Origin of the sequence: Sphingomonas sp., assembly GCF_036387535.1 — a bacterium.
In the GTDB taxonomy this organism is placed as follows: Bacteria; Pseudomonadota; Alphaproteobacteria; order Sphingomonadales; family Sphingomonadaceae; genus Sphingomonas_R.
Genome location: NZ_DASVTO010000004.1, coordinates 38,810 through 52,053 on the forward strand (window position 1 = coordinate 38,810; position 13,244 = coordinate 52,053).

A 13,244-nucleotide genomic window follows, 5' to 3' on the forward strand; every position below is an offset into this window, starting at 1 on the left:
GATGGCGACGCTGGTGCTGACGACCGTCGGGACGCTGGTCGGCGGACCGGTGGGCGGCGCGATCGGGGCGCTGATCGGCAACCGGATCGATGCGCGCGTGCTGGCGTCGGGGCGGCAGGGGCCGCGCCTTGGCGACCTGAGCGTCCAGACGTCGACCTATGGCAGCGCGATCCCGAAGCTGTTCGGCACCATGCGGGTGGCCGGAACCGTGATCTGGGCGACGGACCTGAAGGAGACAGGCACGCGCGGCGGTGGCGGCAAGGGACAGCCGAGGACGACCACCTACAGCTATTCCGCGTCGTTCGCGGTGGCCGTGTCGGCGCGGCGGGTGCGGTCGATCGGTCGGATCTGGGCCGACGGGATCCTGTTGCGGGGCGCGGCCGGTGACTGGAAGGCGGCGACGGGGTTCCGATTTCATGACGGCGGGGAGGATCAGGCACCCGATCCGTTGATCGCGGCGGCGGAGGGCATCGGGCAGACGCCGGCTTATCGCGGGATCGCCTATGTCGTGTTCGAGGATATGTCGCTGGCTGCCTATGGCAATCGGATCCCGTCGCTGAGTTTCGAAGTGGAGGCGGACGCCGCCGCAGCGACGGTGGGGGCGATCGCCCGTGAGGTGTCGGGCGGCGTGCTGGCGGATGCGACGGCCACGACGATCGTCGGCTATGCGGCGAGCGGGGACAGCGTGCGGGCGGCGATCGAGACGCTGGCCGCCGTCGTGCCGCTGACGCTGGTCGATGGCGATCATGGCCTGGTGCTGCGCGAAGGGGAGGGAGCGGCGGTGCGGTTCCCCGACCATGCGCTGGGCGCGGCGGCCGGTGAGCGTGGCGGAGTGCGACGGACGCAGGCGCGGCGGGCGGCGGGTACGGTGCCGGACGCGGTGACGCTGGCCTATTATGACGTGGCGCGTACGTACCAGACGGGGTTGCAGCATGCGCGGCGGGGTGGCGTCGGACGGCGGGTGGCGATGCTGGAACTGCCCGCGGTGCTTTCCGCCGATCTGGCCAAGAACCTGGCCGAGCGGCGGCTGGCGGCGGACGTGGCGGCAGGGCGGACGGCAGTGATCCGGCTGCCGTGGCGGTGGATGGCGGTGCGGCCCGGACAGGCGGTGACCCTGTCCGATGGCGCCGAGCCGTGGCGGGTGGCGTCGGTGACGCTGGACCGGATGGTGGTGGAGTTGCAGCTGGTCGGCAGCGACGGCGCCGGATCACGGCCCCTGCCGACCGCGGTCGCCGGGCGCGCCATCACGGAGACGGACGAACCGCAGGGGCCGACGACGATCGCGCTGTTCGAGATGCCGCCCGGCCCCGACGCGGCCGATGGGAGCGTGCGATTATGTATCGCCGCGGCAGGAACACCGCCCGGATGGCGGCAGGCGCGGCTGGATGGCAGCGCCGATGCAGGCGGGACGCTGACCCCGATCGGGCGGACGGCGCCGCCCGCGACCATGGGGCGCGTGTCCGGCAGCGTGCCGGCGGCGGGCGGCATGATGTTCGACGACCGGACGGAAATCGAGATCCTGCTGTTGAACGACCGGATGACGGTGCAGGGCTGTTCCGATGCGCAGTTGCTGGCGGGCGCGAACCTGGCGTGGCTCGGCGCGGAACTGGTCCAGTTCGGCCGGGCGGAGCAGATCGGCGTGGCGCGGTTCCGGATCGGACGGCTGTTGCGGGGGCGGCGCGGCACCGAGGTGGCGATCGCGCAGCATGGCCCGGACGAACGGTTCATCCTGATCGACCCGGACCGGATGGTTTCCGTGGCCGCCGATGTCGGGTCGGTGGCGACGGTGCTGGCGCAGGGGATCGGCGATCCTGCTCCGGTGGTCGCGACGCACGAGATGGCTGGGTTGGCGGTGCGGCCGTTGTCGCCCGTCCACCTGCGTGCCGCCAGAACGGCGGATGGAGCGGTCCGGATCAGCTGGACGCGGCGGAGCCGGATGGGGTGGGGATGGGCGGACGGGGTCGACGCGCCGCTGGGCGAAGAGACGGAGCGGTACCGCCTCCGGATCCTGCGGCCGGGCGGGGCGCGGACGGTGGACCTGACGGTTCCCGAGTGGCGCTACCCACCCGCGTTGCAGGCGGCCGACGGATATGATGCAGCGGGGATGCTGCGCGTTTCGGTGGTGCAGGTCGGGACGGCGGCGGCGTCGATCGCGGCCGAAGCGGAGGTCAGGGTTTGAGGCGGAAGGGTGGGGACGATGACGGACGCGACGGAACGATTCGAGTTGCCGTGGATCATGACGGGGCAGGCGCAGAAGGAGGTGACGCACAATGAGGCGCTGGCGCGTGTCGACATGCTGCTGCACCCGGTCGCCGAATCCATGGTGCTGGCGACGCCGCCGGCCGATCCGGGCGCGGGACGGACATGGATCGTGGCGGCCGGCGGGACCGGTGCGTGGGCAGGACGAACCGGATCGCTGGCGATCTGGACCGAGGGCGGGTGGCGGTTCGCAGCGCCGGTATCGGGCATGCTGGTGTGGCTTATCGATCAAGGCCGGCATGTGCGGTGGACCGGATCGGCATGGACGGCGGGGCCATTTCCCACCGGCGGCGTGCTGTGTGACGGGATTCCGGTGGTCGGACGGCAACAGCCTGGAATCATTGGGCCTACCGGTGGTCCTATCGCCGATATCGAGGCACGCGCGACGATTTTTGCCATTCTGGACACCCTTCGCAACCATGGTCTAATTACCACTTGAGTGTTTTTTTTCGGGGGGTGCGAAACCGCAAGCCGATTGCTGTGTTAAGGGCTGCGTCTGCAAATCGGAGGCGTGGCACGATTGGTGCCAACGTGGCCTTTATGCAACGCTTCCGAACCCAGTACGCTTGCGTGGGGGGGGCGGGTTAGTTTAGGTAAACTGCGGTTCCTTCCGGAACACGAACGAAAGGGGATTTCTATGCGTAAGCTGACCATCTTGGTCGCGCTTGCTACAACGGCGCTCGCGACGCCGGCCATGGCGCGTGACAACGCCTGGTATGTGGGTGTTGAAGGCGGCGGGTTGCTGGTCGAAGATTCGAACTTCGACATCGGTGCCATCAACAATGGCCTGAAGGTCGACCATGATTATGGTTTCGACGTCGACGGCATCATCGGTTATGATTTCGGTCCGATCCGGATCGAAGGCGAAGTCGGCTACAAGCGGGCCGAAGTCGAAGCACACACGACGACGGTCGCCATCAACGGCACGCCGGCCGGCCGTTACGAGAGCAACCGCAGCGGTTCGACCGATGCGCTCAGCTTCATGGTCAACGGCCTGCTCGACTTCGGTTCGAACGAAGGCTTAAACGGCTATGTCGGCGGTGGTGCCGGTATCGCCCGCGTCAGCGCGAACATCTATCGCCTCAACGGCGGGCCGGTGATCGTCGACGACAGCGACACGCGCTTTGCATGGCAGGCGATTGCCGGCGTCCGGTATCCGGTCACCGACAATGTAGACATCGGCCTGAAGTATCGTTTCTTCAACGTCGACAACCTGAAGTACACCACCAGCGGTGGCGCACAGACGGACGGTCGTTTCCGGTCGCATTCGGTTCTCGCCAGCCTGGTGTTCAACTTCGGTGAACCGGCAGCGCCGCCGCCGCCGGTCGAGCCGGCTCCGCAGCCCGCGCCGTTGCCGCCTGAGCCAGCCCCGACGCCGCCGCCTGCGCCGGTTCCTGCTGGTCCGTTCATCGTGTTCTTCGACTGGAACAAGTCGGACATCACGCCGGAAGCCGCCACGATCCTCGACAATGCCGCACAGGCATTCACGACGTCGGGTTCGGCTTCGGTCATGCTTGCCGGTCACGCCGACAAGTCCGGTTCGGACTCCTACAACGTCGGTCTTTCGCAGCGTCGTGCCGACGCGGTGAAGTCGTACCTGGCCGGCAAGGGCATTGCCGACGGTTCGATCACGACCGAAGCGTTCGGCGAAAGCCGCCCGCTGGTGGAAACCGCCGATGGTGTGCGCGAACCGCAGAACCGTCGCGTGGAAATCACCTACGGTCCGGGTTCGGGCATGTGATTGTCCTGGTTCCGCCTTCGGGCGGGACCGACGCAACGAAGGGGTCGGCTTCCGCAAGGGAGCCGGCCTTTTTCGTGTGTGCGAAACTGTGTTGATCGTCCTGCAGGATCGGCACCGGAACGAACCGCGGCGCGTTCATCGACCGGGAACAGGCAGGAGCAAGACATGCGTGATGTTTGGGTGAAGGTGACGACGCTGGCGATGCTGGGCGCGACCGCCTGTGCGATGACCGCCTGTACGATGGATGTCGGCGGGACCGGCACTGCCGGCGGTGGCGCGGCGATGCCCCGCGCCACGGCGACCTTGATGGATGCGACCGGCGCGGCCAAGGGCAACGCCACGTTCGAGCAGACCGCGAGCGGCCTGCGCATGAGGGTGCAGGCGACGGGCATGGCGCCGGGCCCGAAGGGGCTGCATTTCCATATGATGGGCAAGTGCGACGCGCCCGATTTTACCACGGCGGGGGGCCATTGGAACCCGACCGGCATGAAGCATGGCAAGGACTCGGGCGCAGGGCCGCATCTGGGCGACCTGCCCAACATCGAGATCGGTGCCGATGGCCGGGGTCAGATCGATACGGTGGCAGCGGGCGTGATGCTGATGTCGGGCGCCACGCCGTTGCTGGATGCCGACGGCGCGGCGATCCTGATCCACGCCGGCCCCGACGACTATCGCACCGATCCGTCGGGAAACAGCGGCAGCCGGCTTGCCTGCGGTGTGGTGACGCCGGCCTGAGCGATCAGCGCGTGGCGGCCAGTTCCGCCACGCGCGCCTCCGCCGCGGGTAACCGGCGTGCGGCGAACAGGAACAGCGCGATGACGAGCGGGATCGGGACCAGCGCCGAGAGGATCGCCAGCCGCAGGTCGCCCGTGATGTCGCTGATCAGACCGACCCAATAGGGGCCGAGACCCAGCCCGATCAGGTTGATTCCCAGAAACTGGACCGCGGTGGCAGTGCCGCGCATCCTTGGGAGAACATGATCCTGGCCGGTGGCGAAGACCGGGCCGAGCCACATGGTGAGGCACAATGTTCCCAGAAAGTTCAGAATGAAGAAGGTGGTCCGGTCGGTGGTCAGATACTGACCGATGGTGAGGATACAGCAGATGCCGGCGGCGGCGGCGGCAACATAGAGCCGGCCGCCGGGGTGACGCCGGCGCGCCGCATCGGCGATGACGCCGCCGAGCGTCGTCCCGATTCCGCCGGCAACGGCGGCGATCGCGCCGATGGTGAAGCCATCCGCGGGCTTCATCCCCAGATGGGCGACCCCGTAGAGATAGATGAAGGCGCTGAGTGCGTAGCTGCCGAAGCTGAGAAATCCGCCGGCCACCGCGAGTGCGAGGAAGCTGGGAGTGTCCAGCAGCAGTTCGGAGACGACCGGATCGCGCAGGCGGATCGACTGGATCCAGGACAGGACGGCGTAGGCACCGACCGCGATCGCCGTCCACTGCACCATGTTGGTGGTGACCGCGGTGGTGCCGATCCAGAAGATCGGCGCACGCTTGGCCGGTGCGAGCAGCGCGTCCGTCAACAGGATCATCGCGACCGCGACCCCCGCGATGGCCAGCAGCCGCAACAGGTTGCGCCGGACCATGGCCGGCGACGCACCCAGCCGCCGGAGGGACAGCAGGCTGAAGGGCGGAAACAAGGTCCCCAATTCCCGGAACGCCGCGCGGAACGGATGCGGATCGCCGGGGTGAGGATGGCCATCAATCGCGCCGCGCACGGGTTCCCGCACCGTGATGACCACCAGCAGCGCGAGCAGGACGCCGGGCAGCCCGACCGCCATATAGGCGGCCTGCCACCCGACGAGGCCGAACGGAGCGGTGCCGATCGGATAGAGCCGATCCCACAAGGCCACGATATGGCCACCGATCATCAGCGAAGCGCCGGCACCGAGATAGATGCCGCTGGAATACAGGGCGAGCGCAGTGGCGCGCTGTGCCTTGGGAAAATAATCCTGCAGGATCGAGAAGGCGGACGGACTGGCGCTGGCTTCCCCGACCCCGACCCCGACGCGGGCGAGCGCGAGTTGCCCGAAGCTGCCCGCGGTTCCGGACAGAGCGGTCATCGCCGACCAGAGCCCGAGGCCGATCGACAGCGTGCGGACCCGGTGCCATCCATCCGCCAACCGGGCGAGCGGCAGGCCGAACAGGGCATAGAAAAGCGCGAAGGCCGTGCCGAACAACAGCCCGACCTGCGCATCGGTCAGTCCAAGATCGGCCTTCAGATAGGGGGCGAGGATGGTAACGATCTGGCGATCGATGAAGTTGAACGCATAGACGATCGTGAACAGGGCGAGAACATACCAGCGATAGGCACCGGGGGGCCGGGCGTCATGATGCATGGTTCTGCTCTCCTGCCGGCGATCATGGTCGTCGCCCTGTCCGAAGATGTGCAAGAGATTGACGGACCCGTAAAGTGGCGATTGGATGACCGACACGCTTTGTAACGTCTGTGGCAGGCGCGCGCTCCGGCGGACGCGGTGCAGGTCCGTCGCCCACATACAGGCAGCAGTGTCCGGTTACCGGCTAGATGCTTAGCCGGCAGCGCCCAGCGGATAGCGTGCAACCTGTTCGTAAAACGCGCCGTCGGGGCCGAGATGGCTTTCGAACAGGGTGAAATCCGTCACGGGCACAGCCAGGCCTGCGAGACCGGCGGCCGCGAACAGGAAAGGCGCGGGATCGCCCCCGTGCCGGCCGAAGCGGGCGAGCGTGACATGCGGCAGATAGGCGCGACCCTCCGGCGGAAGGCCGAGGCCGGTCAGGACATGATCCACCTTGCGATGGAGCGCGGTCAGCCGGTCCGCCGGGCCGGCGGCGATCCAGAGGCTGTCGATCCGACCACGCCGATCGAAGCGGCCGGGCGCGCCCAGCGTGAGAGCGAAGCCGGCGGCCCGGATGCCGCCAGCGCGGCGGCGATATCCTCCGCCAGAGGACGTTCGACCGAGCCGATGAAGCGCAGCGTCACATGCAGGTGATCATCGTCCTGCCAACGCGCACCGTCGATGTCCGGCGCTATCGCGAGCATGGCGTCGCGCAGTGGCCGCGCAGGGCGGATCGCCACGAAGAGCCTGTGCATGCGTCGATCCTTCCAGCAACCTTTTGAAACATGACGCTCCCGTGTGCGCCGCTTGAAATCGATACGCTTCGGGATGATATTGGCGCCAGAGGAACGCGTATTGCGTTCCGACCTTGGAGAATGATCGCGATGGCGAATTGGTCTGACCCCCGTACGACGGCCGTGCCGCGCTCGGCAGGCCGGGATGCGTCCGCGGCCCGGGATGCGGGGCTGCGCTCCTACATGCTTTCGGTTTACAATTACATGGCGTCCGGCGTGTTGCTGACCGGCATCGTCGCGCTGGGTTTCGCGTCGAGCGGCCTGGCGCAACAGGTCATGATGACGCCTCTGCGCTACCTCATCATCTTCGCGCCGCTGGCGTTCGTGATGGTGTTGAGCTTTGGCATCAACAAGCTTTCGACGACCGCGGCGCAAGGCCTGTTCTGGGCGTTTGCCGCGGTCATGGGTCTGTCGATGTCGACGATCTTCCTGGTGTATACGGGCACGTCGATCGCGACGACCTTCTTCGCGACCGCGGCGGCATTTGCCGGGCTCAGCCTGTTCGGATATACGACCAAGAAGGATCTGTCGGGCTTCGGCACGTTCCTGATCATGGGCGTTGTCGGCCTGCTGGTGGCGATGGTCATCAACATCTTCCTGCGGTCGCCGGCGATGCAGATGGCGATCAGCGCGATCGGCGTGCTGCTATTCGCGGGCCTGACCGCCTATGACACGCAGAAGATCAAGAGCATGTATTTCCATGTGCAGGGCTCCGACTTCGTCGGCAAGTCGGTGGTGATGGGCGCGCTGACGCTCTATCTCGACTTCATCAACATGTTCACGTTCCTGCTGAGCTTCATGGGCGATCGCCGCTAAACGATCCGCAACGACGTTCGAACGGGCCCGGCGGAGCGATCCGCCGGGCCTTTTTCGTCAGCCCGCCGGCCGCGGCGGCATTGCGGCATCATCGAGCGAGGCGGCACGGTGGAACGCCGGGCGGTCTTGAAGCGCGGATTGATAGCGCTGGAAGGTAGGGCGGGCTTCGATCGTCCCGAACATCATGCCCCAGCCCAGATGCGAGCCGACATAGACATCTGCCGCACTGAAGCGGTCACCGGCGATGTAATCACGATCGCCGATCGCGGCCTCCAGCGTATCGAGCGTCGTCGACAGCGTTCCATAGCCCAGCGTCGCCGCGCGTTCGGGCGGAAACTCCGCGCCCAATGCCGTATTGGTGACGGCGGCCTCCAACGGTCCGGCGGCAAAGAACAGCCAGCGATAATAAGCCGCGCGGTCCGGAAGCGGCGGCGCCAAGCCCGCATCCGGAAACGCATCCGCCAGATAGGCGCAGATTGCCGCAACCTCGGTCACCACCGCGTCGCCGTGGCGCAGTGCGGGAACCTTTCCCATCGGGTTGATCGCCAGATAATCGGGTTCCTTCATCGCGCCGGTATAGTCGAGCAGCACGACGTCATAGGCGGTGCCGATTTCCTCCAGCATCCAGCGGACGATACGGCCGCGGGACATGGGATTCGTGTAGAGCGTGAGCGAGCGGGTCATGACAGGCGATCCTTCAGAAAGGCCAGCGTGCGATCCCAGGCGAGATCGGCCGCGGCCTTATCATAGCGGTCGGCCGACGTGTCATTGTTGAACGCGTGGTTCACACCCGGATAGTCATAGGCATCCACCGGAACGTGCGCCGCCTTGAGCGCGTCGATCCATGGCCGCGCGGTCCTGTTCACACGATCGTCCAGCCCCGCATAGTGAAGCAGCAGGGCGGCGCGGACCCGTAAGGCCTCGGCCGGATCGGGCGCCGGGCCGTAGAAGGCGACGCCGGCGGTCAGCAGATCCCCCGCGGCGATGGCGAGGCGGTTGACCATCGCACCGCCCCAGCAGAAGCCCAGCGCCGCGACCTTGCCGCTGGCGAACCGATTATTCCTCAACCAGCGGGTGGTGGCAACGGCATCCGCAACGGCCTGCGTCAGATCGAGCTGACCGATCAGGGTGCGGGCCGCATCCGGATCACCGGGGGTGCCGCCGTTGCCGGACAGAAAATCCGGCGCGAGCGCGACATAGCCAGCCAGAGCGATGCGGCGGGCGATATCGCGGATATGATCGTTGAGCCCGCGATTTTCATGGATCACCATCACCGATGACTGGCGGCCACGCGCGTTGGCGGGCAGCGCCATATAGCCGTGCATCAGGCGAGTCTCGGACATCTTCCAGCGGACGTTGCTGGTCTTCAGCCGTTTGTCATCCGGCGCCACGATCGCCGCAGCGGCAGGATCGGCCGCGATCGTGGCGAGCAGGGCGCCGGCCGCAGCGGAGCCGCCGGCCAGTTTCGTCAGGTCCGCCATGAAGGCGCGGCGATCATGCGTATCGTGGGTGAAGCGATCGTACAGTGCGATCGCGCGCGCCGTGATGTCGTCGGGGTGCATGGTGCCTCTCCGCTATACCGGCCGCAGCATCGGCGTTTTGCGGCGGACCCGCAAGCTAGCCGCGGAGGGCCGCGGGCTCGGGCCAGCCGGGCGCGGTGAGGGCCAGGACCTTGAACAGACGCCCCATATCTTCGGCCGCGGTCAGGCGGCGATAGGCGGCGACAATCGCATCCGCCTGATCGGGGGCGGCGCGGGCGAGGGCCGCCGCCCGGGTAGCGATCCCCAGGCGAAGCAGCCATTCGCCCTGATCGACCGGGCCGGACGCGACCAGTGGCACCGCAGCGGCGGCCAGCGCCGTGAAATCGACATGGGCGGTGATATCCGCCTCGCCCGGATCCTGGAACGGATCGACGAAGCCATGCGCGCGCACGGCCTGAAGCGTGTCGCCCGATGCGGGACCGGGATAGCCATAGTCGATCACGAGCAAGGTGCCGCCCTGCGCCGCGATCCGTGGCGCGAGTTCGGACAGGAGCGTATCGGCGGCGGGGCGGCGTTCGGCGATCGTGCCTGGCGGCGCGTCCGGGATGGGGGCGTCGGTATCGACGCGCGGCCCCGGAACCGGCAGGAAGCGGCCCGACTGATGATCGACATGGCGTTCGCGCCAGCCGTCGTCCGTGCGCAGCCATTGCCGGATCGGCAGCGCGTCGAAGAACTCGTTCGCCACGATCAGCAGTGCGCGATCGGTGGGGAGCGAGGCGACATCGTCATGCCAGACCGCGTCGGGCAGGCGAAGCGCCTGTGCGTGGCGCAGGACCGGGCTGGTTTCGACGAAGTGGATTTCCGGGGCGAGCCCGGCGCTGCGCATCGCCCGCCGCGCGTCATGCGCCAGCGTACCGCGGCCGGGACCGAGTTCGACATAGGCGGCGGGCGGGCGACCGGCCCGGTCCCAGATGTCCGCCAGCCACAGACCGGCCAGTTCGCCGAACATCTGGCTGATTTCCGGAGCGGTGGTGAAATCCCCCCCGGCACCCAGCGGATCGCGCGTGGCGTAATATCGCGCGATCGCCGCCATCATCCAGGCGTCGAGCGGCATCGGGCCGGCAGCCGCAATCTGCGCCGCCAGCCGATCGGCAAGGCTATCAGGCGACGCTTTGCCCCCCGGCGACCGGTTCGACGCGGACGCGCCGGCCGTTGGCAGTCGCGATCAGATAGAGCCCCGCCGCCAGCATCGGCACACTGAGCGTCTGGCCCATGGTGAGGCCCCAGCTGAGATGTTCGAGCCCGGCATCCGGCTGGCGCACATATTCGAGCAGGAAGCGGATGATACCATAGCCGAGCAGCCCGCTGCCGACGAGGAGACCGGGCTTGTAGCGCGCATCGGTGCGCCAGAACAGGATGTTGAGGATGATGAACAGCAGAATGCCCTCCAGCGCCGCTTCATAGAGTTGCGACGGATGGCGGGGAATACCGTCTTCCGTGCGCGGGAAGATGATGCCCCATGGCAGGGTGGTCGGCCGGCCCCAGAGTTCGCCGTTCACGAAATTGGCGATGCGCACCAGGAACAGCGCCGGCGGCGTGCAGACCGCGACATAATCGCAGACGCGAAGTGCGTTCAAGCCGTTCTTCCGGGCCAGCAAAAGGATCGCGATGATCGTGCCGAGCAACCCGCCGTGCAGCGACATGCCCCCCTGCCAGAGATACAGGATCTCGATCGGGTTGCGCAGGATTTCGGGTTTGTAGAACAGCACATAGCCAAGCCGTCCGCCCGCGAGGATGCCGATGGTGGCGTAGAATACCAGATCCTCCGCATGGCGTTTCGCCATCGGGGCGCCCGGTCGGGCCAGCAGCTTCGTCAGGTACCAGTATCCGAACAGGATGCCGACGATATAGCCGAGCGAATACCAGTGCACCTGCGGGTGCAGAGTCGTGCCGCCGATCCGCCACGTCCCAAGATCCAGCGCGATCGGGGAAAGCCCGAGCGTGGAGAAATCCAAGGCTGCCGTAGCGTCGGCGAGGAGGTTCAGGATCAAGGCTTTTCCCCGGCGATTTCGGCCTCCATAAAGGGCGCAACGACAAACGAAAAGATAGCGAGAGAATGTTATGGCCAGCGAGCTCGACCTGCGCATGGAAGCCGCCATCGGCGGCGTCACGGGTGCCCAAGGACCGCTGATCGCCGGATCTGCCGATGGCGGCGATGTCATCGTGCCCGGTCGCGCGATCGTACCGGGGGCACCGGGGACATTGGCCGCCTTCTTCGATTATTTCTGCGCGGCGCACGGGGACAAGCCGGCGGTCGTGGCCGGTGCGGAGCGGTTGAGCTTCGCTGAACTGGCGCAATGGTCCGACCGGCTGGCGCGTGCCTTTGTCGGCGGGTGGGGTGTCGCCAAGGGCGACCGGATCGTGATCGCGATGCGCAACTGCCCATCCTGGATCCTGGTCTATATGGCGGTGGTGAAGGCCGGTGCGGTCGCGACGCTGGTCAATGGCTGGTGGCAGCCGGACGAGCTGGCGAGCGGGATCGGATTGGTGACCCCCACGCTGATCGTGGCCGACGCCGAGCGTGGGCGGCGCGTGGCCGCGGCGGGAATCGAAACCGCGATGGTGATCCTGCCGATCGAGGCCGACCTGGCCGAAGCGTTGCAGCCGTTGCTCGACGGGATCGCAGAGGGGGTGCGCCCCGTCGTCGCGCCGGAGGATGATGCGACCATCCTCTACACGTCGGGATCGACCGGCCTGTCGAAGGGCGCGGTATCGGATCACCGGGCGGTGGTGACCGCGACCTATTCCTTTCTCGCCTATACGGCTTCGTTGCTGAAGCTGATGATCGATGACGGCCAGCCGCCGGCGGACCCGCCGGCCACGCTGGTGGCGGTGCCGCTGTTCCATGTCACCGGCGCAGTCCCCGTGATGCTGAACAGCTTCGCGATCGGGCGCAAGATGGTGCTGATGCGCAAATGGGATGCGGGCGAGGCGCTGCGCCTGATCGAAGCGGAGAAGATAACCTATTTCGTCGGGGTTCCGACGATGAGCCTGGAACTGATGCAGCATCCGGATCATGGCCGCTATGATACGTCCTCCTTGCTGGATATCGCCGCGGGCGGTGCCGCGCGGCCGGTGGCGCACGTCGCGCGGCTGATCGCGCAGTTTCCGAAGGGCTCCCCCATGCTGGGCTATGGCCTGACGGAAACCAATGCTGTCGGCTGCACCAATTTCCGCGCCAATTACGTCGCGAAACCGGCATCGACCGGCAAGGCGCAGCAGCCGTTCGTGGATGTCGCGATTTTCGGGGAGGATGGCACGATGCTGCCACCCGGCGAACGCGGGGAGATCGGAATCCGCAGTCGCGCCAATTTCCGGGGTTATTGGAACAACCCCGCGGCGACGCAGGCGGCGTTCCGCGGCGACCATTTCCTGACCGGCGATATCGGCTATCTGGACGCCGACGGCTATCTGTTCATCGTCGACCGGGCCAAGGACATCATCATCCGCGGCGGGGAAAATATCAGCTGCCAGGAGGTGGAAGCCGCGATCTATGCCCATCCGGCGGTGGCGGAAGCGTCGGTATTCGGGCTGTCCGACGACCGCCTGGGGGAAGTACCGGGCGCGGTCGTCCATCTCGTCGAGGACGGGGTTCTGTCCGACGACGTGCTGGCCGCGTTCCTGACCGAGCGGCTGGCGCGGTTCAAGCTGCCGGTTCGGACATGGTTTTCGGCGGATCCGCTGCCGAAGCTGGGAACCGGCAAGATCGACAAGAAGCTGCTGCGCGAAATCTATCGATCCGTCCCGGCCGAGGCGTGACGGCTTCCTTG

General features: G+C 67.0%; 13 protein-coding genes. 6 read left to right on the plus strand and 7 right to left on the minus strand.

What is annotated here, in order from left to right; all coding sequences use genetic code 11:
- Window position 1: 1 nt before the first annotated feature.
- The 4 genes from VF649_RS00830 (at window position 2) to VF649_RS00845 (ending at window position 4,735) form a co-directional block, all read left to right on the plus strand.
- Window positions 2-2,179: a phage tail protein gene (locus tag VF649_RS00830; RefSeq protein WP_331010055.1), complete on the plus strand. Its 2,178-nt coding sequence runs from the start codon at window positions 2-4 to the stop codon at window positions 2,177-2,179.
- A gap of 18 nt (window positions 2,180-2,197) precedes the next feature.
- On the plus strand, window positions 2,198-2,698 hold the full coding sequence (locus VF649_RS00835; protein WP_331010056.1) for a DUF2793 domain-containing protein: 501 nt from the start codon (window positions 2,198-2,200) through the stop codon (window positions 2,696-2,698).
- A 198-nt stretch (window positions 2,699-2,896) separates the two neighbouring features.
- Window positions 2,897-4,000, plus strand: coding sequence for an OmpA family protein (locus VF649_RS00840; protein WP_331010098.1), 1,104 nt, complete (start codon window positions 2,897-2,899; stop codon window positions 3,998-4,000).
- 165 nt (window positions 4,001-4,165) lie between these two features.
- Window positions 4,166-4,735 (plus strand): superoxide dismutase family protein, encoded by a 570-nt coding sequence (locus VF649_RS00845; RefSeq protein ID WP_331010057.1) that lies wholly within the window; start codon window positions 4,166-4,168, stop codon window positions 4,733-4,735.
- Between the two features lie 4 nt (window positions 4,736-4,739).
- On the opposite strand, the gene VF649_RS00850 is transcribed toward VF649_RS00845, so the two are convergent.
- From VF649_RS00850 to VF649_RS00860, 3 genes are all read right to left on the minus strand, one after another.
- Window positions 4,740-6,344, minus strand: coding sequence for an MFS transporter (locus tag VF649_RS00850; protein ID WP_331010058.1), 1,605 nt, complete (start codon window positions 6,342-6,344; stop codon window positions 4,740-4,742).
- Window positions 6,345-6,536: 192 nt separating this feature from the next.
- Complete coding sequence (locus tag VF649_RS00855) at window positions 6,537-6,899, minus strand: 2'-5' RNA ligase family protein (protein ID WP_331010099.1); 363 nt, start codon at window positions 6,897-6,899, stop codon at window positions 6,537-6,539.
- Window positions 6,794-7,078, minus strand: coding sequence for a 2'-5' RNA ligase family protein (locus tag VF649_RS00860; protein ID WP_331010059.1), 285 nt, complete (start codon window positions 7,076-7,078; stop codon window positions 6,794-6,796). The genes VF649_RS00855 and VF649_RS00860 overlap by 106 nt, the downstream gene beginning before the upstream one ends.
- A gap of 129 nt (window positions 7,079-7,207) precedes the next feature.
- On the opposite strand from VF649_RS00860, the gene VF649_RS00865 reads away from it, so the two are divergent.
- Entirely contained in the window at window positions 7,208-7,933 is a 726-nt protein-coding gene (locus tag VF649_RS00865) for a Bax inhibitor-1/YccA family protein (RefSeq protein ID WP_331010060.1), read from the plus strand.
- Between the two features lie 57 nt (window positions 7,934-7,990).
- Here the strand turns inward: VF649_RS00865 and VF649_RS00870 are convergent, their stop codons facing one another.
- From VF649_RS00870 to lgt, 4 genes are read right to left on the minus strand one after another with little or no spacing between them, the layout of a single operon-like run.
- A complete protein-coding gene (locus VF649_RS00870) occupies window positions 7,991-8,617 on the minus strand; it encodes a glutathione S-transferase family protein (protein ID WP_331010061.1) in 627 nt (208 codons plus the stop codon).
- Window positions 8,614-9,495: a dienelactone hydrolase family protein gene (locus VF649_RS00875; protein WP_331010062.1), complete on the minus strand. Its 882-nt coding sequence runs from the start codon at window positions 9,493-9,495 to the stop codon at window positions 8,614-8,616. The genes VF649_RS00870 and VF649_RS00875 overlap by 4 nt, the downstream gene beginning before the upstream one ends.
- Before the next feature lie 55 nt (window positions 9,496-9,550).
- On the minus strand, window positions 9,551-10,528 hold the full coding sequence (locus VF649_RS00880; RefSeq protein ID WP_331010063.1) for a class I SAM-dependent methyltransferase: 978 nt from the start codon (window positions 10,526-10,528) through the stop codon (window positions 9,551-9,553).
- Window positions 10,529-10,574: 46 nt separating this feature from the next.
- Window positions 10,575-11,465, minus strand: coding sequence for a prolipoprotein diacylglyceryl transferase (gene lgt / locus VF649_RS00885; RefSeq protein WP_331010064.1), 891 nt, complete (start codon window positions 11,463-11,465; stop codon window positions 10,575-10,577).
- A gap of 70 nt (window positions 11,466-11,535) precedes the next feature.
- Here lgt and VF649_RS00890 point away from each other — a divergent pair, with 70 nt between their 5' ends.
- Window positions 11,536-13,233, plus strand: coding sequence for a class I adenylate-forming enzyme family protein (locus VF649_RS00890; RefSeq protein WP_331010065.1), 1,698 nt, complete (start codon window positions 11,536-11,538; stop codon window positions 13,231-13,233).
- The last annotated feature ends 11 nt before the right edge of the window (window positions 13,234-13,244 follow it).